The 21576-nt window shown below is 37.1% G+C and carries 28 protein-coding genes; 12 read left to right on the top strand and 16 right to left on the bottom strand.

What is annotated here, in order from left to right; genetic code table 11:
* Nucleotides 1–23: 23 nt before the first annotated feature.
* The 4 genes from ACSVH6_RS05830 (at nt 24) to ACSVH6_RS05815 (ending at nt 2472) form a co-directional block, all read left to right on the top strand.
* Nucleotides 24–770: a hypothetical protein gene (locus ACSVH6_RS05830; RefSeq protein ID WP_438076480.1), complete on the top strand. Its 747-nt coding sequence runs from the start codon at nt 24–26 to the stop codon at nt 768–770.
* A 187-nt stretch (nt 771–957) separates the two neighbouring features.
* A complete protein-coding gene (locus ACSVH6_RS05825; RefSeq protein ID WP_438076478.1) occupies nt 958–1452 on the top strand; it encodes a hypothetical protein in 495 nt (164 codons plus the stop codon).
* A gap of 149 nt (nt 1453–1601) precedes the next feature.
* The gene (locus ACSVH6_RS05820) at nt 1602–1952 is read left to right on the top strand and encodes a bleomycin resistance protein (protein WP_438076476.1); all 351 of its coding nucleotides are present in this window, start codon (nt 1602–1604) and stop codon (nt 1950–1952) included.
* A gap of 109 nt (nt 1953–2061) precedes the next feature.
* Nucleotides 2062–2472: a TolB family protein gene (locus tag ACSVH6_RS05815; protein WP_438076474.1), complete on the top strand. Its 411-nt coding sequence runs from the start codon at nt 2062–2064 to the stop codon at nt 2470–2472.
* A gap of 30 nt (nt 2473–2502) precedes the next feature.
* Here ACSVH6_RS05815 and ACSVH6_RS05810 read toward each other — a convergent pair whose 3' ends face one another.
* The 3 genes from ACSVH6_RS05810 to ACSVH6_RS05800 are packed head-to-tail and all read right to left on the bottom strand — an operon-like array spanning nt 2503 to nt 6167.
* Nucleotides 2503–3267 carry a phosphatase PAP2 family protein gene (locus ACSVH6_RS05810; protein WP_438076472.1) on the bottom strand — a complete coding sequence of 255 codons (765 nt, stop codon included), beginning with the start codon at nt 3265–3267 and terminating at the stop codon, nt 2503–2505.
* Nucleotides 3268–3315: 48 nt separating this feature from the next.
* On the bottom strand, nt 3316–4068 hold the full coding sequence (locus ACSVH6_RS05805; protein ID WP_438076470.1) for a COG4705 family protein: 753 nt from the start codon (nt 4066–4068) through the stop codon (nt 3316–3318).
* A 2-nt stretch (nt 4069–4070) separates the two neighbouring features.
* Nucleotides 4071–6167 (bottom strand): LTA synthase family protein, encoded by a 2097-nt coding sequence (locus tag ACSVH6_RS05800; protein WP_438076469.1) that lies wholly within the window; start codon nt 6165–6167, stop codon nt 4071–4073.
* A 157-nt stretch (nt 6168–6324) separates the two neighbouring features.
* On the opposite strand from ACSVH6_RS05800, the gene ACSVH6_RS05795 reads away from it, so the two are divergent.
* The 5 genes from ACSVH6_RS05795 (at nt 6325) to ACSVH6_RS05775 (ending at nt 10062) form a co-directional block, all read left to right on the top strand.
* Nucleotides 6325–6747, top strand: coding sequence for a ubiquinol-cytochrome c reductase iron-sulfur subunit (locus ACSVH6_RS05795; protein ID WP_438076467.1), 423 nt, complete (start codon nt 6325–6327; stop codon nt 6745–6747).
* A gap of 123 nt (nt 6748–6870) precedes the next feature.
* Nucleotides 6871–7536 (top strand): response regulator transcription factor, encoded by a 666-nt coding sequence (locus ACSVH6_RS05790; RefSeq protein ID WP_438076465.1) that lies wholly within the window; start codon nt 6871–6873, stop codon nt 7534–7536.
* A 6-nt stretch (nt 7537–7542) separates the two neighbouring features.
* Entirely contained in the window at nt 7543–8925 is a 1383-nt protein-coding gene (locus ACSVH6_RS05785; RefSeq protein ID WP_438076463.1) for an ATP-binding protein, read from the top strand.
* Between the two features lie 97 nt (nt 8926–9022).
* Entirely contained in the window at nt 9023–9511 is a 489-nt protein-coding gene (locus tag ACSVH6_RS05780; protein ID WP_438076461.1) for a hypothetical protein, read from the top strand.
* A 2-nt stretch (nt 9512–9513) separates the two neighbouring features.
* Nucleotides 9514–10062, top strand: a complete 549-nt coding sequence (locus ACSVH6_RS05775; RefSeq protein WP_438076459.1) for a hypothetical protein — start codon at nt 9514–9516, stop codon at nt 10060–10062.
* 11 nt (nt 10063–10073) lie between these two features.
* Here ACSVH6_RS05775 and ACSVH6_RS05770 read toward each other — a convergent pair whose 3' ends face one another.
* Both ACSVH6_RS05770 and ACSVH6_RS05765 read right to left on the bottom strand, forming a co-directional pair.
* On the bottom strand, nt 10074–10466 hold the full coding sequence (locus ACSVH6_RS05770; RefSeq protein ID WP_438076458.1) for a glyoxalase: 393 nt from the start codon (nt 10464–10466) through the stop codon (nt 10074–10076).
* Nucleotides 10467–10546: 80 nt separating this feature from the next.
* Complete coding sequence (locus ACSVH6_RS05765; RefSeq protein WP_438076456.1) at nt 10547–11911, bottom strand: OmpA family protein; 1365 nt, start codon at nt 11909–11911, stop codon at nt 10547–10549.
* A 363-nt stretch (nt 11912–12274) separates the two neighbouring features.
* On the opposite strand from ACSVH6_RS05765, the gene ACSVH6_RS05760 reads away from it, so the two are divergent.
* Nucleotides 12275–12667 carry an acyl-CoA thioesterase gene (locus ACSVH6_RS05760; protein ID WP_438076454.1) on the top strand — a complete coding sequence of 131 codons (393 nt, stop codon included), beginning with the start codon at nt 12275–12277 and terminating at the stop codon, nt 12665–12667.
* A gap of 1 nt (nt 12668) precedes the next feature.
* Here ACSVH6_RS05760 and ACSVH6_RS05755 read toward each other — a convergent pair whose 3' ends face one another.
* A complete protein-coding gene (locus ACSVH6_RS05755; RefSeq protein WP_438076452.1) occupies nt 12669–13928 on the bottom strand; it encodes a mechanosensitive ion channel family protein in 1260 nt (419 codons plus the stop codon).
* Nucleotides 13921–14205, bottom strand: coding sequence for a DUF3817 domain-containing protein (locus ACSVH6_RS05750; RefSeq protein WP_438076450.1), 285 nt, complete (start codon nt 14203–14205; stop codon nt 13921–13923). The genes ACSVH6_RS05755 and ACSVH6_RS05750 overlap by 8 nt, the downstream gene beginning before the upstream one ends.
* 73 nt (nt 14206–14278) lie before the next feature.
* Between ACSVH6_RS05750 and ACSVH6_RS05745 the strand changes: the two genes are divergently transcribed.
* Nucleotides 14279–14794: a DUF6155 family protein gene (locus tag ACSVH6_RS05745; RefSeq protein WP_438076729.1), complete on the top strand. Its 516-nt coding sequence runs from the start codon at nt 14279–14281 to the stop codon at nt 14792–14794.
* Nucleotides 14795–14869: 75 nt separating this feature from the next.
* Nucleotides 14870–16396, top strand: a complete 1527-nt coding sequence (locus tag ACSVH6_RS05740; RefSeq protein ID WP_438076449.1) for a DEAD/DEAH box helicase — start codon at nt 14870–14872, stop codon at nt 16394–16396.
* Nucleotides 16397–16849: 453 nt separating this feature from the next.
* On the opposite strand, the gene ACSVH6_RS05735 is transcribed toward ACSVH6_RS05740, so the two are convergent.
* The 9 genes from ACSVH6_RS05735 to ACSVH6_RS05695 form a co-directional block, all read right to left on the bottom strand.
* Entirely contained in the window at nt 16850–17275 is a 426-nt protein-coding gene (locus ACSVH6_RS05735; RefSeq protein WP_438076447.1) for a hypothetical protein, read from the bottom strand.
* 224 nt (nt 17276–17499) lie between these two features.
* Nucleotides 17500–17844, bottom strand: a complete 345-nt coding sequence (locus tag ACSVH6_RS05730; protein ID WP_438076445.1) for a hypothetical protein — start codon at nt 17842–17844, stop codon at nt 17500–17502.
* A 1-nt stretch (nt 17845) separates the two neighbouring features.
* Nucleotides 17846–18361 carry a hypothetical protein gene (locus ACSVH6_RS05725; protein WP_438076443.1) on the bottom strand — a complete coding sequence of 172 codons (516 nt, stop codon included), beginning with the start codon at nt 18359–18361 and terminating at the stop codon, nt 17846–17848.
* Nucleotides 18362–18363: 2 nt separating this feature from the next.
* Complete coding sequence (locus tag ACSVH6_RS05720) at nt 18364–18918, bottom strand: hypothetical protein (RefSeq protein ID WP_438076442.1); 555 nt, start codon at nt 18916–18918, stop codon at nt 18364–18366.
* Nucleotides 18919–19051: 133 nt separating this feature from the next.
* On the bottom strand, nt 19052–19189 hold the full coding sequence (locus tag ACSVH6_RS05715) for a hypothetical protein (RefSeq protein WP_438076440.1): 138 nt from the start codon (nt 19187–19189) through the stop codon (nt 19052–19054).
* An 11-nt stretch (nt 19190–19200) separates the two neighbouring features.
* Nucleotides 19201–19413 carry a hypothetical protein gene (locus tag ACSVH6_RS05710; protein WP_438076438.1) on the bottom strand — a complete coding sequence of 71 codons (213 nt, stop codon included), beginning with the start codon at nt 19411–19413 and terminating at the stop codon, nt 19201–19203.
* Nucleotides 19414–19584: 171 nt separating this feature from the next.
* Nucleotides 19585–20037 carry a hypothetical protein gene (locus ACSVH6_RS05705; protein ID WP_438076436.1) on the bottom strand — a complete coding sequence of 151 codons (453 nt, stop codon included), beginning with the start codon at nt 20035–20037 and terminating at the stop codon, nt 19585–19587.
* Nucleotides 20037–20762: a hypothetical protein gene (locus ACSVH6_RS05700; protein WP_438076434.1), complete on the bottom strand. Its 726-nt coding sequence runs from the start codon at nt 20760–20762 to the stop codon at nt 20037–20039. Before ACSVH6_RS05700 ends, ACSVH6_RS05705 begins: the two co-directional genes overlap by 1 nt.
* Nucleotides 20763–20798: 36 nt before the next feature.
* Entirely contained in the window at nt 20799–21530 is a 732-nt protein-coding gene (locus ACSVH6_RS05695; protein ID WP_438076432.1) for a hypothetical protein, read from the bottom strand.
* Nucleotides 21531–21576: the final 46 nt, after the last annotated feature.

The raw sequence follows: 21576 nt of genomic DNA, 5'->3' as shown, positions 1-21576 counted from the left end.
TTACTCAACATTAAAAATAAAACATGCCCAAAATAGACCGAAGAATATTCATAACTGAAAATAATTCTGAACATTTTCAGATTATGAGTATTTCTCAACATATTGATGGAAGTATCTATTTTAATTGGCCTAATTTTGATAAAACAACTTGGCACTTTTTAAAAGATTCAGAAGATGGAATTTTACCATTAGAAGCCAAGTTGCCAAAAGAGGGCAAATTTACAATCCATGGTTCAGGAATGACAGGATTTAGAGAACATAATGGACAATATATTCCAACTGTTGTTTTTCATGGTAACGAACTAAAAAATACGTCTAACAATACAACTGGAATTAGGCATTTACTAACTGCACAAATTCCTCAGCCTAATTTTATTCCATCTCAATCAAAATATCTTAATAGAAAAACAGATTATTTAATTTCAGCATCTGCTATTATTCCTTCAGTTCTTGTTTTCTTTGCTTTTCCAAAGCAAGACTTTTCATTATCTATGCAAATCAAGTTTGACAAGGAATATATGGCTTATTCCGAGGAAGGGTTAATGATTAGTTTTCTTGGAAACATTTTTATAGAACTTGACACACATGTAATTTTATGTACTTCATATTTTACTAAAAATATGTTTTGGCCATCAAATATGCATATCTTTTATGATAATGGATATAAGGTTCCTATAGTCTTAGGGATTGGTGATAGAAAATGCAAAGCTGAATTTAGAGAACCTGAATACAGTAAATCAGATAAAGGTGAAATAATAATCAAATTGTGATAAAAGTTTCTTCTAACAGCGGTTTAGCTTCGCTCCATTTGACTGCTAAAGTAGTCTCGGGTCTTCGCCGGAAATTACTACGTTGGAATTTTTGTTTACATTTACAACTAATCATTAAAAACACGCCACCTTCGGTTAGCTGTAAAACGTTGTGTAACATTTTGACCGAACTACATGAATAACGGTAATGAACAATATAGCTTATCATAAACTTAATGTAATTCTCTACTTTTTACTTGGAATAGTATTTTACTTTTCAATAATAGTTTTAATGCTTTTGAAAGCAACGAAGATTGTCCATTTTATATTTCCTCTAATTTTAATATTCATTGGTGGTTATTTCTATTACCGAATCGTTAAAGCAATTTTTCATATAATAATTAAAAAACCAATGATTGAATTGACTAGCGAAGAGTATATAGATAATTTTAATGGTGTGAATGTAAAGTGGAAAGACATTAAACTACTTTTATTTGAAGACGGCAAAGCTCCTTTTGTTGTTTTTTATTTAAGCCAAAACTCATTATTCTACAATCAAATAAAAAATCCTTTCAAACGTTTATTCTATAAATTGGAAGCGTTTTCCGGGAAATCTTTGCAGACAAACATTCGTTTTGCTAAAGGAAAAAACTCAGAGATCTATAAAGAGATAGAGAGAGAATACAAGAAATCGCAAAAATAAATGCATGACATAGCAGCGGTTTGAAGCAATAGTTGAAGTTACTAATTTGAAATTTTATTTATCTTTACAGTTGCCACTCTTTTTGCCAAGCTGCGAAACGATAGTGGACCGGCTTTGCCCACGTAGGATTCACTTTTATTGTAAACGATATGCTGACTCAAATTTGTCCAAAATTACCCATGCGGGATAAAAACCAAACCAAACGGTTTTATCTTGAAAAGTTGCACTTTTCTGAAATAGCCGATTATGGCCATTATCTTATTTTGCAAAAAGATGCTATGGAATTGCATTTTTTTGAGTTCTCAACACTCGATCCAACCGAAAATTACGGACAGGTTTACATCAGGACTACTGAAATAGAACGTTTGTATGCCGGCTTATTGGAAAATAAGGTTGACATACATCCGGCAGGGCATTTAGAGGTTAAGCCCTGGGGACAAAAGGAATTTGCGGTGTTGGACCCCGACCATAATTTATTGACTTTTGGGCAAAGTGTATAGCGAACGGATGCAATAAAGTAATCGGTCAATATCAACAGCTTCAAAACCAAGCTGCTGTTGTGTGCTCGTCCGATATGATAGATAACCTAACCCTTAAAACAATAACATCATGAAAAACATTCTAAAAAACAGTCTTTATTTGTTTGCTTTTGCCGGAGCCGGTATTTTATTTCAAATCAGTTGTTCGAATTCAGAGGAGAATTCTATAAGTACGGCAATGACCAATAAAGTCGTTTATATTAAAGTAACGAGTGGAATTCCTCATATTTTCACGTGCAATTATGATGGTTCGAACCAAACAGAAGTGGTACTGAACATGCCTCCCGGTGTGGAAATATGGAATCTAGCGTCACAACACAACAATCCGAGAATTTCTCCTGACGGACAAAAAATATTCTTTCTTGCTCAAGACAACTCTGACTTAAATACGCATATCTATTCTGCCAATATCGATGGGAGCGGGGTTACACAGATTGTGAACAGCAGTGACGGACAGATTGAAATAGGGAATATCAATTAGCACCCACCCGGGAGCGGTGTGTGTATTCCCCTAAAACGTCATGACAAAGGCACCTCCTAATTGCTTGCCGTCAAAAGTAGGGGTGAGCATGGCGGTGGTTTTACCGGTAAGCTTAGGAAAGATGTGCCGGTTGAGCCAAGGCGACATCCAATAGGCGGCTTTGGTGCTCAAAATTCCGAAGCCGGCACCGGCGGCTACATCTGTCAACCAGTGCTTGTTGTTGTAAATGCGGAAGACTCCGGTGGCAGAGGCCACGACGTAGCCCGAAACGCCATACCAAACCGAAACGTCTTTGTATTCCTGGTATAAAAATTCGGCTCCGGCAAAGGCGAGGGCTGTGTGTCCGGAAGGAAAGGACTCGTTGTTGGACCCGTCCGGGCGTTCTTCTTTGGTGATTCTTTTCAGTGCCGTTACAGTCGTAGCCACCAAGAGCATCGAGGTACCTATAATCACGGTGCGGTCTTTGAGGTTGTGCTTGCTCGGTACGCCCAAATTGTTGAGGGCGTATACTGAAACGGCCGGGGTGTATTGCATAAAGTCATCGATGGTCAGCTTTTTGTCAATGTCTTCCACCACCTCAGTTCTGATGTCTAAGTTTAAATCTTTTAACTGGTCACTTTCTATTCCGATGACTCCATATCCGATTAATACTGTCGGAATGATGATTTGCTTGTAATTGAATTTGGTGTTTTTAGGCGCTTTGACGGTCACCGTATCTGTTGTTGCCGGGGTTTGGGCGGTGACTGAGAGGCTTACAAAGAAAAGAATGACTGAGAAAACGGAATGTATTTTCATATAAAACAGGTGTTAGCATAATTGAGATTACAACAGTCTATCAGGTATTCACCCTCCTGCAGGTTCCTTTTTATTGTTCTTTTTAAGGATTTGGGTTTCATATCCTACTACTATCAAAAGTAATACAAAAAGCAATAATGAGGTGCCTTTAGTGCCTAAATTCAAACCGCCCTTATCGGCAGACTTTGTCAACACATCTCCGAAAGTGGCTCCGAAAGGACGGGTGAGGACAAATGCCAGCCAAAACAAGATTACCCCTGAGATTTTGGTGCTGTAATGAACCAGCAGTACTATGCCTAACGCCAATCCGATTAAAGCGGCTCCACCGGCGAATCCCAGTCCGGAGTCATCGGCTAAAAAATCCCCCAATGCTGTGCCTAAAGTGTTGGATACCAATATGGCTGTCCAGTAAAACATTTCGGTACTCCGACGGGTAATCTGGGTTACGGATAATGACTTTTCGGAGAATTTCCACACCAAGAGCACCACGCATAACAGTGTCGCAATACACAAGCTGCCTGTAGCATAGCCCAGTTCTAAAGTACGATCCATATAGTCGGAAAGGGTAGTCCCCGAGGTGCTGGTGGCCAAAACAACCAACCAATATATCCAAGGCGTGTATTTTTTGCTGAACAACTGAATTGCCAACAAAACTAAGAAGCATCCGAAAAGCAGCAGCGAACTTAGGGCATAGCCCACATGCAACGTTATTGATACTAAATCGCCGGCGGTTTCCCCCAACGTAGTTGCGATGATTTTAGTTAACCAAAACAGTGCCGTTAGTTCGGGCAACTTTTTCATTATTATTCTTTTTGGTATATCTTGTTTTTAAGCAAATAAGCAGAGGTTTGATAGTAAGCAATGGTTTGATTTACCAAATCTTCGCGCAGGGTAGTCATCGGTTTTTCTTCAAAATACAACTGAAAATTAGGCTGTACTTTAGGATTGGGTTGTGGAATCAATTGGAATTGCTTGGCTTTTTTAACCGGAGAGATGATGGTGAGGATGTTGTCTTTGATTAAGCCTAAATCCTGATAGGTGGCCACAAAAGCTCTGGGCTGATAACCGGGCTGAAAGATATCCTGACCATAGAATTTGCTATCGTAGTTGAAGTGCAACAGGCCGAACAAGGTAGGCATCACGTCAATCTGCGACATTAGGGTATTGACTTCTTTCGGTTGGATCATCTTTGGCGCAAAGATAAAGGCCGGAATGCGGTATTTGTCCATAGGCAGTTCTGTTTTTCCGGAGCTGGAAGCACAGTGGTCAGCCAGTATCACAAAAACAGTGTTGTGGAACCAGGGTTGTTTTTGTGCCATGGCAAAGAACTGGCGGAGGGCGTAATCGGTATATTTTACCCCGCCCATGCGGGATTTGGCTTTGCCGGAAATATCAATCTTCCCTTCGGGATAGGTAAACGGACGGTGGTTGCTCACAGTCATGATGTGGTTGAAGAACGGCTTGTTTTGCTGTGCTTCGGCATTCATCACCTTGATGGCTTTACGATACATGTCTTCATCACAAACGCCCCAAATGTTGGAGAAAGTAATCTCCTGTGGGGAAAACGTTTTTTTATCGACGATGTCATAGCCGTTTCCGCCAAAGAAATCGCCCATATTGTCAAAGAATGCATCGCCTCCGTAAAGGTACTTGATAGTATATCCTTTTTGTTTGAAGATGCTTCCGGTAGAAAATTTGTTTTTATTGTCTTTACGTTTGACCACACTTTCCGCAGCGCTGGGCGGCAGGCAGAGTGTAACGGCTTCGAGACCACGCACGGTGCGATTGCCCACAGCATACAGATTGGTAAACTGGAGACTTTGGGTGGCTAATGAATCGAGGAAAGGGGTGACATTGCTCTCGTTTCCATAAGCTTTCATAAACTCGGCACTGTAGCTTTCTATAGTAATTAATACCACATTTTTGCGATTTTCGACAGAATCGCTGACGATTTTACGCATTGATGTTTCGCCTGTTGTTCCCGGGGTTTGTTTTTGGAGCAAAGCAAAGGCTTCAGCATCGGGCATGGTTTTATAGAATTTATGGAATTCCAATTCGTTATTCATAAAGGCAATATAGAACTTGTACAGCCCGTCAGCCTGTAGCTCATTGGTGAATACATTAGAGGAATTCTCTTGTTTGGCCAAAAAGGGAATTGCCCAAAGTGCCACTAACATTAGCACAACATAAGCCGTCAGGCTTTTGATTTTATCGGCAAATGAAGGTAATTTGGCCAAGAACGGTTTGGTGCGTCTGACCACGATAAAAGTAAAAAAACCGGCTACCAATCCTACGCCGGTAAAGAGCGGCACCACCGGATAGGATTCCATAATGTTCCCGATGACGGTATTGGTATACACTAAATAGTCGACAGCGATAAAGTTGTAACGCACTCCGAATTCATTCCAGAAAAAGAATTCACTGATGGCGTTTTGGATGATGACCAAAACAAAAATAAATACAGTAATGGTGTACAACACCAAGCGGATTTGTTTGCGGTAGCGGGGTAAAAACAATAGCAAACCGAATAAAACCGTTTTGAGGGTGATGAAAGTAATTCCTATTTCGGGTAATGAACCTCCGTATTCATTCAGGATGGTGTTGCCAAAAGTAACATAGAGCATCAAAGCGACCAAGCCGGCAAAGATGGTATAACCCCATGGTTTTTCATATTTGCTGTCAGATAAAAACAACAGGTAAAGCCACAACAAAGCACTGGCTACCGTAAAGACACAAACATCAGAAAGGAATCCGAAAGTGAAAATCTTTCCTATTTCTAAAATACTGAAGGAGGATTGTGTAATAGGATGGAAGAGGAGTACGATTCTGAGAACGATATTGGCGATTACGAAAAGAACCAGCAAGTTGATAAAAGGCGATGATTTCCTGAAGAAGTGCATGTTTATGAATGTTTTGTACAAAAATAGCAAAACATTGGGTCGGAACGTTAAGCGACAAAAAATATATTGTTTGAAATTTCTATTCCGACAGCTAGGGTAAACGGTTTCCCTAAGTGTTTTAGTCACATGAAATAATAATAATCCAAATAATAAAATTATGACGCGTAAAGAATTTTTTTCGAGAGTGGGTTTTGGAGCGGCCGTAGTGTTGGTTCCGGCATGTATTGGAGGTTTAGCCTCCAGTTGTTCAGAAGACGAGGGGTCGCCCGTACCGGCACCCACCAATGTTGATTTTACGTTAGACATCAGTACCGGTGCACTCGCTACTAACGGAGGATTCTTAGTGCATGGCGGCATAGTGGTGGCCCGTACGAACACGGGTGATTTTTTGGCCGTTTCCGCTTCGTGCACCCATCAAGGAACCAACGTGAATTATAATGCGGCAGGCAATAATTTTATTTGTCCGAATCATGGCGCACGATTCAGCAGTACAGGTGTCGTTACCCAAGGACCGGCTACGTCTAATTTGCAACAATACAATACGGAACTGACCGGGAATTCACTACATGTATATTCTTAAATTATGTCTTTCCTGTCTGGAGAAAAACAAGAGTGATGATTAAATTTTGATTAAAATAAAACCTTGGCAATTGCTAAGGTTTTATTTTTAGGTTATATTTATCCAATGCAAAATCAAACTAAAATGAAGCATATACTAATAGTGGAAGATGAGGAAGGAATTGTACAATTTCTGAAACAAGGCTTAGAAGAAGAAGGCTATGAAATATCTTATGCCACGGATGGAGCAGCGGGATTAGCCCTTTTTAAGCAACACAAATTTGATTTGGTTTTACTCGACTGGATGTTGCCCAAAATGACCGGAGTAGAGCTCTGTCAGGCCATCAGGCAATTGAATACAAAACTCCCGATTATTTTTTTAACGGCCAAAGACACCGTTCAGGAAACGGTGGAAGGACTGAAAAGCGGTGCCAATGATTACATCAAAAAGCCGTTTAGTTTTGATGAATTGGTAGAGCGCATCAAAGTACAGCTTCGTGATAAAAGCGAACAGGAAGTCATGACCTTGGGCCCCATTGAAATTAATGTACAGAAACATCAGGTTACGGTGGATAAGAGAGAAGTATCGTTGACCCAAAAAGAATTTGATTTGCTGAGTTATTTGGTAAAAAACAAGGGCAATGTTTGCTCGCGTACGCAAATTATACAGGATGTATGGGATATTCATTTTGAATATGATACCGGAGTGATTGATGTATTTATGAATTCCATCCGAAAAAAACTCAATTTGAAAGTGGATGAGGATTACATCAAAACGATTCGCGGAGTAGGGTATATTGCTAATGAATAAGAACTAATGCAGCAACTTTCGTTTAAAAACAGAATCGCCTCCAATTACATGATTACCACGGCACTACTGATTTTTGTAGTGTTTTCGGTTATTTATGCTATTGTAAAATTCAGTGTTTACATTCGGGTGAATAATGACATTCAAATTGAAGTCGCCAAACACATGAAGGAGATTGAAGTTAAGGAAAACTGTGTTTTATTGGTCAGAGAGCAACAGTGGAAACAGATTCAATTCAACAAGGTAGACGTCAGTCCGGCTTTTATACAATTTGTGGATGAACTTGGTGCTTTGGTCAACAAGTCGCCCAATTTGAAACAAAAAAAGCTAACTTACTATCCTGATGCCATTAACAATGAATTATTTGACGGGAAGCTTGATAATATTTCTGTCCGACAGATTCAGGTACCCTTGTATCAGGGAACCAAGATTATCGGCTTTTTGATGGTGGCCATGTCACTGGAAGATTCCAAGATGGTACTGAATAACCTGTTTGTAATTTTGGTGGTGGCTTATCCTTTGATATTATTGGTACTATTCTTAATCGCCCGTTTCATCGCCGGAAAAAGCATTAAACCTATCAGTGCTATCATTGAGACTTCGAAGGTTATTACCAAAGACAATCTGAAATCGAGAATTCCGTTACCGCAAAACAAAGACGAGTTGTACTTGCTGTCGCAAACCATCAATAACCTGCTGGATAGGGTAGAAAATGCTATTGAAAGAGAAAAGCAGTTTTCTTCGGATGCTTCCCATGAATTGCGAACGCCTTTGGCCGTAATTAAAGGAACATTGGAAGTTTTAGTGCGCAAACCCCGTAATCCTGAAGAATATAAGGAGAAAATTGATTTTTGTATTACCGAAGTAAACCGGTTGAACCATTTGGTGGATGAATTGCTGCTGTTGGCCCGATTTGAAGATCAGAAGCAAACCATCAAGATGGAAAGAGTTTCACTGAATGCTATTTTTTTAGAGGTAATTTCCAGAAACACCACTATTATCAGTGAGAAAAAAATTAATTGTATTGCTCACTTTACCCAGGATTTTTATGTGAATACTGATGCCTATTTGTTATGCATTATTGTGAATAATATTTTAACGAATGCCATAAAGTACTCTAAAAAAGGAGGTACTATTACCTTTGATATCATTGAAACCGAAACGCGATTGCTTTGCTCTGTTTCCGATCAGGGGATTGGTATTGCTGAAGAAGACTTGCAGAAAATTTTCGATCAGTTTTACCGTTCTAAATCCAATCAACATCCTGAGATTAAAGGAACAGGACTGGGGCTCTCCATCGTAAAACGGTTGTCCTCGCTACTTCAAATTGATTTAGATATAGAAAGTCAGGAAAATGTCGGAACCAAAGTCATCTTAAGCTTTGTCAAGTAAACTGTATTGATTCTAAATTGTTGATTATGACATTTCTCATGTATTTGAAACCATATAAATGTTAAATTTGAGCAACACTTTATAAATCTTATCACTTATGAACGATGCACACTTACACTTATTAGTCAACCATTTTCCAATTATCGGAACGATTTTTGGATTGGGAATCTTAGTTGCCGGAATTGTCTTAAAAAACAATGTGGTTAAAAATGTAGCCTACTTGTTATTTGTTGTAGCGGCTGTAGCTGCTGCAGTTAGTATGGGTACCGGGGAAGGTGCTGAAGAGGCTGTGGAAGAAATGCCGAATATCGGAAAACAAATCATTCACGAGCATGAGGAAATGGCTGAGAAATTAGCTTTGGTGTTGTATGTACTTGGAGCGGTTTCGTTATTGGGACTTTACACTAATATCAAAAAACACAGCAAAGCCAATATGATTTCGTATTTGGCAGCACTAATCGCATTAGTGGGTGTGTTTTTAGCCAAAGAGACCGGAACCAGCGGTGGTGAGATACGCCATACTGAAATCAGAAGCGGAGCTGCTGTGCAAAACAATAATGAAGCCGGAGAGGAAGAGCACGATTAATTTTGAACAAAATCTATTCCAGACATAATTTTCACAATCGTACCTTTTGTGTTTGGCAGGAGGTAAAGCTTGAGGCTATTGCCGGCTTGGCCATCAGCTATCAAAGCCCGTCAGGAAGTAAATATATTTTTAACGATACCGGTGTGTACCGCATTTCTAATCATTGGGGAAGAGCTGCCAATTGTCGGTGGCGGTTAGAACCCTTGGAAGCTTACAAGAATCAGCATGTAAAAGTTGGTTTTGCGCTCTGGACCGATTTTTATCCCAACGATGAAAGTTCCAAGTTGTTTTACGTCACAGCCAATTTGGAGACCAATGAAGTTAGCTTTCATCACAAAGATGCCCAACCTTACGATGAAAAATCGGTTTTGAGGAATGCTGCTGAAACTGCCAAAACAATCAAAGCAGTCCGACAGGTTTTAACTGAAACGCATTGGGCGAACCATTTACAATATGATCAACTGTCGACGTTGCGAAAGGAAATTGTAAATGAGTTGATTACTACTGAGAAGCCATTTATTTTGATTAAACAAAAATACCATCAAAACTGATGGTATTTTTTTTATTCGACAATCAATAAAACCTGACTCTTGAGTCTTTCGATGAGCATGTTCATCATCCGCTTGTTAAGATTGGAAGAGTTCTGAATGTATTCGGCATACTCATCCAAAGTGAATAAGGCAATTATCATCCCTTTTAAGGCATTTCTGAACTTGATGTCACGCTGAATGACATTTTCAATGTAAGCCATCTTTTTTTCGGGAGTAAGGGAGAAAAAAACATTTTTCTGTTTGACAGCATAATTGATAAAAACCTGAACGAATAAATCATTTTGCATCTTAAGAATAGGACGGAGCGTTTGGTTTTGAAAAGTTTCCTCCATTGATGACTGACTTGTGATTGTTCCTAAGGCTTCTCCTCGGAGCTCAAGAACGTGGGTATCTCTGGGTTCCATGTTTTTCTTTTAAAGTTAAAAAAAAAACCTCTGTTGGAAACAGAGGTTTTTTATAGTTATTAATAATTAATTGTTAATTATTATTTGATTTTGAACACTACTTTGCGTACTAAACGTCTGGCGTAATCAGAGTTTTTATCAACTGAGTCATCGATACCGTTTCCAACAATTGTTAAACGATTAGGGTTGATCCCTGCTTTTGCTAAAATAGCTTTAACGTTAGCAGCTCTGTCACCTGATAGTTTGTTGTTGTATGCTGTACTTCCTAACTCATCAGCATAACCAATAATTTCAATTGATTTATCCGGATTGTTTTTCAAGTAGTTCAAGATAAACCCAATGTTGTCAGAAGAAGCTGTAGTTGGTTGTGTTTTATTCGGGTCAAAGTATGCCGCAACATAACCATCGTTAATCAATTGTTCTAACATACCATTAGTAACGGTAGCGCTGTTGGTATTGTTATTGTTTGTAATCGTTTTGTCAACGTATTTTTCTAACTCATCCGGAACACCATTGTTGTTTTTGTCAACCATTCTTCCTTTGGTATCTACGGCTACACCAGCAATAGAGTTGTTTTCTGCATCTAAATAATCCGGAACACCATCTTTATCAGAATCGTTCATTAAGGTTTCAATTTCACCTATACGATTGTTAAGAGCGTCAATTTCTTTATCTTTCTTATCTTGAATAAGTGCCCAGTCACCATGAATTTTTTGTTTTCCGAAGGCGTAGGAAAATCCTAATGATGTGGTGAATAAACTTCCGGTTAAGTTATTGCTTCTTTCAGAATAAGAACCGTCCCAGTTGAAGTGTTGTCTGATATTGGAGTTGATGGCAATATCAGCAAAAAGACTTAGGTTATCAAACAGCCTGATGGCAGGAGTAACTCCAACAATGACACCACCGTTTAATTCTTTTTTACCTTTATTATTCGGAGCAGCAGCCGTATTCATTTTTGGAGACATTTGAGAGGCCTGAATACCAAAGTGGAACAATAAACCAAAACGTTTAGCCTCATCCTGAAGATCAAACAAGCGAACTGCATTTACTACTCCTTCAAAAGTCATTTGAATGTGTTGTACCTTGAAATCTAAACTTTCCGAACCCGGAAGTTTTTTGATATCATCATACGAAAGGTGAGTTTTAAGACCAAATTTTGGACTTATCATATAACGAACACCAAAGCCATAGTGATTCAATTGAAAACCACCTAACACTTTGTCCGGATCACTCATATAGTAACCTTCGGCGTAGGGCTTACCTCCTTTACTTTGACCTAAATCAATCTCGACTGACCATTTGTTGTAAGTATCTCCGGTGATTTCTTTATCGGGCTCAGCCGCAATAAGTTCTTTGTCTGCTTTTTTGTCGTCTTTCTTTTTCTGCGCAGTAGCAGTCAGGGAAACACTTAAAAGAGTGATTAGCAATAGTAGGCGATTCTTCATACTCTATGATTTTGTATTTTATTTAATGAAATGTTAAAAATCAATGCAAATATAAAAGTTTCCGCCAAATAACCAACTTTTTTGCCGATTATTGATGTAGCGATTTTGCAAAGGTATTCCTCTCTGAAATCACTGAAATGATCCGTGTTTTCACGTCTTTGTTATCAGTAAGCGCTGTTGTCTTTTAAACTATTAACAATTAATTCAAATTTGTTGTTGATAAAAAGATATTATGCGTTGATTTTAAAGGGTATCTACATGGCAGATAATGGTTGTAGATGATAATACTTTACCTATTTGCCAGTGTTGCTGTTTACCCAAACGAAATCATTAATTTTGCTTTATCAAAAAAGATACAGAACCATGAGATTCCATACCAGAAAATGGGTAAAACCTGAAGATTTAAATCCCAACAGCACTTTATTCGGTGGACGATTGTTAGCCTGGATAGATGAAGAATTGGCCTTGTATTCGGTCATTCAGTTACAGAATAATAAAATTGTTACCAAACATATGTCAGAAATCAATTTTGTCAGCTCGGCCAAACAAGGCGACATTGTTGAAATTGGGATTGATGTGGTGAAATTCGGAATCACATCCCTTACCTTGACCTGTCAGGTGCGTAACATGATGACACATGAAGTAATCATTACATTGGATAATATTACCATGGTAAGCTTAGGAGCAGACGGGAAACCGGCACCTCACGGTAAAACCAAAATCGAATACATAAAAGACCGGTTGAGTGAGAGTTAGTCTATGATGTTCCGAAATCTTTGTCTGAAGGCAGTTCGTAAACTTTTAAATCAAAATAACGGACAGAGGCAAAAATATGATCAAATATATCGGCCATGATGTATTCATAATTCTCAAATCGCTTATCGTTTGAGAAGGTGTAAATTTCCAACGGAACCCCTTGAGGGGTAGGTTGTAATTGGCGACAAAGCAAAATCATGTCTTTGTTCAATCCCGGGTACTGGCTCAGGTATTGGGTGATATACTTTCGGAACAAACCAAAATTGGTCATGTTTCTGCCATTAATCAAAACAGATTTATCAACATTGTGATTTTTGTTAAATTTATCAATCTCCGTTTGACGATGTTCAATGTAATTACTGACTAACTCAATTTTCTTTAACTCTTGGAGCTCTTTTTCGTTTAAGAACCGAATGCTGTTGGCTTTAATCAGGATATGACGTTTGATACGTCTACCGTCAGAATTCAGCATACCACGCCAGTTTCGGAAGGAATCCGAAATCATACTGTAAGTAGGGATGGTAGTGGTCGTATTGTCAAAGTTTCGAACTTTAACCGTAGCTAGATTGATTTCGATTACATCGCCATCAGCGCCAAATTTATCAAACGTAATCCAGTCACCAATGCGAACCATGTCGTTTAAAGAGACCTGAACGCTGGCTACAAAACCCAATATCGTATCTCTGAAAATTAAGATAACAATAGCCGAGATGGCTCCGAATGTTCCCAGCATGGAAGTCGTGCTGATGTCAAAAATTTTGGATACAATGATAAAAAAACCAAAAATCCACAGCACAATCATGATTACCTGAATGTAACTGTCTATGGGTTTATCGCTGTATCTCGGATTTTGTTTCAAGTGATCCCGAAGCGCATGGAAAATAGTTTTGGTAATCCACAAACTCAATAAAACAATATAGATCCCTACCAGTTTCCCAAAAATGGATTCCCAATACACAAAATTTTCCAGAATAATGGGAACACATTTATAAATAAAAAGCAGCGGAATAAGATGGGCAATGTACTTCGCTGTTTTGTTAGAAACCAGTAAATCGTCAAACTTGGTTTTGGTTTTTCGAGCCAATATAATTAAGGTTCTAACCAATAAAAATCGAAATATCAAAAAGATACCATACGATAAAAAGGCTAAAACAACTATATTTATAGCCAAGCTCAAATAGGAGGAAAGTGTTTCTCCAAAATCCCATTTTTTAAATAAATGGTAACTCCAGCCGAATATTTTTTCAACGAGTTTATGCATTTTTCACATATTTTCTTTCCACATAAAAAGTAGCGAACGGAAGGAGGGAGGCTACTTGTATTACCGCGAACTGTTTCAGGTTCCAATTCTGTACCTTTCGAATCATAACTGCAAATAAAACATAGCTGATAAACAATAAACCATGAGCCATTCCAAAAGGAAATAAAAGAGATTTATACAACTCGGGATGTGAAGGTTTTATAACCAGCATATTGAAAAATAAAACTAAATATGAGATTCCTTCTGATACAGCAATTAACTTAAAGAGTTTGGTCATGATTTTTGGATTTGAAGCAAAATTAAACAATAACATTAAAAAAGCCTTTACTTTTGTGGGCTTATTCCTGGTCATGAGTAAAAGAGATTTAAAAAAATACCTGAACGAACTCGGTAAAGAACAACTGGAAGCACAAATTTTGGAGCTTTACGACAAGTTCTCCGATGTAAAAGTGTACTATGATTTTGTTTTCAATCCCAATGAAGACAAACTAATTCGTGAAGCTAAAATTAAAATTAGCAATGAATACTTTCCGGTAAAAGGTAAAAAAGCTAAAATGCGCCGTTCTGTGGCTCAGAACTATCTTAAGCACTTCATAAAGCTGGGAGTTGACCCTTTTATGGTAGCTGATGTGATGCTTTACAATATTGAAATCGCTCAAGCTTATACGCTTGAAAAAACAGTAAAACAGGATTCGTTTTTTAACAGTATGCTGACTTCTTTTCAACAGGCGGTTTTGTTCTTAATTGATAAAGGTATTCAGATGGAATTTCAGAATAGAGTAATAGCCATAAATGAGGAAACGATGCACCAAAATTGGAAGAATCACTATGAGTTCAATACCGTAATTGAGCGATTGGAGTATTAATTTTTTGTAAATTAATCTGAAAATTGTGCGATAACTCTTTTTTAGCTGTACTTTTGCAAAATTGTACAAATCGCCATGACTCATAAAGATTTTAGTATCGAAATTGAAGAAAAAAAGGAGCTTTACGGTTACCAAAAGGGCGATATTGACAAAATTTTTGACCGGCTGGATAATGCTCCGAGTGATCATCATTTACTATATCAATTGCCAACCGGTGGCGGAAAAACAGTAATTTTTTCTGAAATCGTACGACGCTACTTGGCGCAACACAATAAAAAAGTTGTTGTTTTAACGCATCGTATTGAGCTTTGCAAGCAAACTTCTAAAATGCTGAAAGGCTTTGATGTCAAAAACAAAATCATCAACAGCAATATTAAGGAACTGCCTGATCAAGATGAGTATTCTTGTTTTGTGGCTATGGTGGAAACCTTGAAAAATCGATTGAATGATGAGAAGTTATTGATTGACAATGTTGGCTTGGTAATTATCGATGAGGCCCATTATAATTCGTTCAGAAAACTATTCAGCCAGTTTAAAAAGTCATTTATTCTGGGTGTTACAGCCACTCCTTTGAGTTCTAATATTAAGTTGCCAATGCATCATAACTATGATGAATTGATTGTTGGGGACACGATTCAGTCTTTGATAGACAAAGGTTTTTTGGCCAAAGCCACCACGTACAGTTACGACGTGGGACTGACCTCTTTAAAAGTCGGAATTAATGGGGATTACACGGTAAAATCTTCTGATGACCTGTACACCAATATGGTAATGCAGGAGAAATTATTGCATGCCTATACTGAAAAATCTTTAGGAAAGAAAACATTGATTTTCAATAACGGTATCAATACTTCATTGTACGTATATGAAACATTTAAAGAAGCAGGATATCCTATAAAGCATCTTGACAATACAACATCTGCCGAAGATCGAAAAGATATTTTGCATTGGTTCAAAAAAACACCCGATGCCATTTTGACTTCGGTAGGAATATTAACCACCGGATTTGATGAACCTACCGTGGAAAGCATCATTTTAAATCGGGCAACCAAGTCATTAACGCTTTATTTTCAGATGATTGGTCGGGGTTCCCGTAAGCTGCCACACAAAGATAATTTCACAGTAATTGATCTTGGAAATAATGCGCTGCGTTTTGGATTGTGGAATGACCCTGTGGACTGGCAACATATTTTTAAATCACCGGAATATTATCTGGAAAGTCTTCGTGACGATGCTGAAATTGAAAATAACTTCAAATATGTAATGCCGGAAAGCGTTAGGAAAATGTTTGCCAAGTCAGCTGATGTGAGTATGGATATGGAAGATGAATTCCGGAAGAATGCTGCTCAAAATAAACGCGCTAAAGATGTATTGGAAAAATCCATAAACCAACACGCATTGATGTGTGTTGAAAACGCCACTGAATTACAGGAAGCTCGAATGCTGTCCAAATTATTATCAGATGATATTGAATATCGTGTTAAACGGTATGTAAGTTGTCTTGGGAAAACCAGTAAAAATTACCGAGAATGGTTGATTGAAGATTATAAAACCAAATTGAGTTTGGCCATAGGTAAAAAATACAGAGAACTAAATTTTTGATTTTTTACTTTAGAAGAATAACTTAAAATAACTGTAAAACAATATTTAAGAAATATTTATCAGTTCAATATAACGACTTTATAAAAGCGATTAATTAAAACTATAATTTATAGTATGGAAAGCTGAATGAATATTTTTTTCTATATTTGTAGACATCATTTTATTAATTAACCGGCGAGCATGTGCAAAATGCGTTTGAGCCGGTTTTTTTTATTTAATGTTAAACCTTTTTTTTGGTAGTTTAAAAAATTTAGATCCGGGAAGCCGGTAATTTTTTTAATGTATTGAAATAAAAAAAAGGTCACCACAATAAGTGGTAACCCTATGACTGATTAATTAAAATCCAAAATGTAGTGAATTGTTATCATTTTATTAGGTTTTAGGTTATCGGAGTGCAAATCCGAATGCTAAGATAATAATTAATTTGTATCAGCCAAATAAAATAGTGAAAAATTACTTTTTTGGGAGTTTCTTTGATACTTCAACAAGGCTTTGAAGAAATACCGCAGATAGTAATGAGGTTGATTTTAAATAAGCAGATTTATAAGCACAATCAAATTTTTCAAGTGATTTATAGTACTGTTGTGTTAAATCCTTATTTAATGGAATAGCTACAACGTAAAAATTGCCGTAAACAGATTTTGAGAGACAAATAACACCAACGGGGGTATCATTCTTTTCAAATAATTTGTATTCAAATTGGTAACCGTCTTGATTGTCGGTAAAAATATTTTCCACTTTATAGCCTGATTTGATATCCAAGCCTTTTGTGATAGTTTCTAAATATCCATTTTGCATATAATTAAACTCTTCTTGAGTTGTTTGTGATTTAAGAGTGCAAAAGGGGATAACCAATAATAGTAAATAAATTTTTCTCATAATTTTTATGTTTATTCGATAAAAGTAAGAAAAAATTTGAACCGACGGAGATAATCCGTCGGAAAAGCCACATTTGCGCGGGGCTGTTTGTGCGCCCCGCACAATCGCGCCTTTGGGGGCAAAAAGGGTGAAAATTCAATCTTTCCTTTTTTATATATTGCCACCTCCGGTAGGGTCATGACTTTTTGAAAAAAGTCATCCAAAAACTTTTATTAATTGAATGACTAAGGGGTAAACTCGAATAAATATACAGTTTCACCGGCATTTCTGAAATGTGAGGGCTGTATTGGATATTGAGCATTAGAATTTACCTCTTTAAACAACTTATAATAAGTAAACTCATTGTTATTTAAATGGTCGGTGCTTATTTCAATGTTCGGAACATCTACAGCACCACCTTTGCGAATCAACAAAACACAAGGCAATAAAAATGCTTTTTCAGGAAGTATAATATCGATTTTTTGATGCAAATAAGGGTCATCTGTTGTTTCTGAATAGGAATTAATAAACTTTATGAGACCACTTTCTGAAATGTAAGGTAAAGTGTGTATAACTTGTCTAGGTTCCATATTATAAAATATTTAACTGTTGTAATTTTTGTACTTGTGCGGTTGTAAGGTAATCTAAGCAGTCATTTTTTAAATTCCTGCGTGGTGTATCAACATAGTAGTATAGTTGCTCCAAAAGGTGAAAATTATACCTTTGATACATAAGGTAATTAAATGCTTCCTCTTCGCCCCATTCAAACCAATTTGTTGGATTTAAATAATAAGTCCAACTGTTATTATCAAACTTAGTACGAAAGACATTTGCTATTGCAGTTGAGGCAGTTTGTATATCTTTTCGTTTAGTAATTGAATCAGCTGTTACCTGAGAGGTTACCGGATTTAGATTATTAACATATTGTTCGGTAGAAGCGTTGTCGTTTTCATTGACTGCATTTTTAACCGTTTGGTTACGAGACCAACGGCGTAAAATTGGCAATCCAACAACGAAAAAAACAATTATTGCCAAAACAACAATCCACTGTTTTTTGAGAAAATCAAAGACAGTGGAAATATTATTTATTTTGTTGTTTAACGCCATTTTTAACGTTTTTTTGGTTTGAAATACCACATCCCAATTAGGAAACCAACAGCCATACATACAACGGCAGAAAGTACCGGAGAATTAGTCATGAAGTTTTTTAATGTTTGCATATCGCTTTTTTTTTTAAAGTTGATTAGTGAAAAATTTTCTTTGTAATACTTTGCGAAATAATCGGTTACTTCGTGCTTGTATATTTTATTATCGTGAGGATTATTGTCGAAAATTGGATTTTGTTGTGCAATCAAAGAAGCACTTAAATTACTTGTTTGGAACAAATAATCATCAGGTTTACCCAAAGCCAAGGGAAAGAAAACAGCCAAATATAAATCGGTATAACTTTCGATTTTGTCCTTATATGGTTTGAGATACAAATAAACTAAGTTTAGTTGCTCTTCAAAACTCATTGATTTAATTACGTCTAAATCATATTTTAAACCTCCAATTGTCTTATAATTTACACCGGCTTTATCCCTTGTAAACTGAATCAGGCCAACAGCACCCGAAACGGGGTTTGTTTTAGTTGTAGAGAAAGTACCGGCAGTTTCAAAATACATAACACCCAAAATTGAATTAAGAGTTATACCAAGTGGTTTTGAAACAATGTTATAAACAGAACTTAATTGCGCTTCGGTTAGTTTGTTTGTGAAAATTGCCGGTACTGACATATTGAATTGAAGAATTTAAATTTTACTTATCGTTTTTGTATTCGGGCAACTCCTGAATTTCTTCAATAATTGATTGAACACCTTTTACAACGATTGCGATAATCGCACCATATTTTACCACAACGGATAAAACATTTATAATACCTTTAATCTTTTGCATAACTCAAAAAATTACATCGACTGAGGTCGATTCTGTTTTTTTACATGAGTTACACGAACCCAAAATGAAACACCATCTTTGTTTGCCTCGGATGGCTCAAGCTTGTAAAGCTTGCCCCCAAGCTCAACATAACCAACGGCGAAATCAGGATTCTTTTTTGATGGTTTACAACCAATGACCTGATAAGAATTACCAAAACGGTCTGTACTAATTGAACGTGCCATAAATATTAATTATTTTTGTTACGGTTCCGATTAAATTTTATACCTACTATGGTAAAATAAGTTACAAGGATGGAACCTAAAATCCTAACAACTTCATATAATAGACCCAAAAAGGGTAACATTCCAAATAAATTGATAACGGTTAAACCGATTGTACCAATTAACCAACTCTTACCGTGCATAACGTCTTTGAGTTTGTTTTTTATTAGCCAACTTAATTACTATGAAAATAGCAAAGAAAAAGCCCACTAAATAGATCCAATTCTTTTGGAACCATTGAGCAACTGAATTTTGTAAAACATTTGCACCCAAATTTGACAAGGATTGTTGTACATTTTGTTGTCCGGCTACATTTTCAACCGCTGAATTAGTTACTGTGGAAACAACCGTATGAACGGCAGTATCTAAAATATTACCTAACCCACTTTGCACAGTATTCCAAAGATTTCCAAAAAAAGAGCCGGTATCGGATGTTTGAGGGGCAACAACTGTTTGTACCGTAGTAGGTGCAGTATATTGCAATAAAGGAGGTATAGGCGAATCAACCGAAGGTTGTATATTCGTTGCCTCAGTAAAAGCCGAAAAATTCGTAATTTGCTCAGGTGTTAAATTTAAAGTAGGCATTATCTGCGTGTTTTTCGTTTGTTAGAAAATGCTAATTTGTAAACCAAAAAGGAAACAAGAGCAAGCCCCAAAATGACCCAAAGCATATTAGCTTTTAATTGTTCCAAAATTGTTGGTTTAAAGGCTTCTGTACCGGTTTGAGAACCCGCTCCGGTATATGGTTGTAATGTTGTTAATCCCGTTTGTTGCATCGATTGTATTTTTAATTGTAAATAACTTGTAAACTGTGGAGGGGTTGACATGGATTTTGAAGCAAAATAACTTTGCAACTGCTGTTGTGTAGTTATTTGCCCGTTGTCTATCATTGTTTTTGCAGTTTGCAACCATGCTTGCAATGTTGATTGTGATACTGAGGGAACCGAGTAGTTTTGACCTTTGGTACCCAAAGCACTTATAACCAACTGCTGACCAACGGGACCAAGCAAAGAAGAAGCACCGCCCAAAATACTTTGCAAAGAAATCCCACTCAAACCATTCTGTAAAACCTGTTGAACAAATGAACCGGCAGGTAGAAAATTTGTTCCGGCTTGGACTATGTTATTTAACGAAAATCCGCTCCATCCATCCTGAATAACATTATTTATCAAAGAACCCCCAGGTATTGTATTGAGTACCGTTGATGTTAAATCACCAATGTTGATATCGTGGATAGTATCAGTAACACTATTAACAAGACCGCCAAGAGCGCCCCCGATACTATCCCCAATGTCAGAAAAGAAACCCATTTATATACCTAACTAATGAATAAAATTTTACTTTAATTAATCGTTTGACTGTACGATATATCTGCCGTAAAAGTTAACGATTGTTGTATTGTCCTTTTGAACATTAACACTCTGTACCGAATGAATAGGCAAAGCAAAAAAGCCGGTAATTTGTGTTAAGGAATCAGCCCAAGCACTCGAATAATTAGCAATAGGTCGAGCAGTTTGTGACAACATTTTTAACTCGTCATAAGTGTACTTTGCCTGACCGGTTGGATAGTGAAAAGTCATTTGAGCAACCGTATTTGTGTCCGTGAACGATACTACATCGTAAATTGAAGTATTTACATTGTAATCAATTTCAGCGGCCGCAATAGGCTTCATTTCATACTTAAATAATTTGTTTGTGCTTTGTGCATCCTCGAAACCGTCAACCATGTAAGTTTTAGTAGCTGTTAAACCACTTAAAGAGATTACAATTTGTTCTCCCGTTTCTTTTAACTTGTATGCCTTTCCGTCAGGTGTAAATGGAATGACAACCTTTACATTGTAATCAGCATCAGAAGTAATGACGCCACGATGCAAAGAAATCAATTGAAGAATTGGAACGAAACCACCGGTAACATCAATATTACCGTTAGAGGCTTGTTTTACAACCTCAATTTTGATTTTAACTCCGGTCAAATCGGAGGCTTTTACACCGGCCATAATTGAAAAAGCGGAAATACCTTTTGTTGTATATCCGGTTGCTGTTGTTGACGCTGTTGTAGGTGCTGAAATAATTCTCATATTTTTAATTTTTTTATTTGCTTTTGTTGAGTCAAATTTCATATAA

This window comes from Flavobacterium sp. XGLA_31, assembly GCF_051547105.1.
In the GTDB taxonomy this organism is placed as follows: Bacteria; Bacteroidota; Bacteroidia; order Flavobacteriales; family Flavobacteriaceae; genus Flavobacterium.
This window is presented reverse-complemented; position numbering and strand designations above follow the sequence as displayed.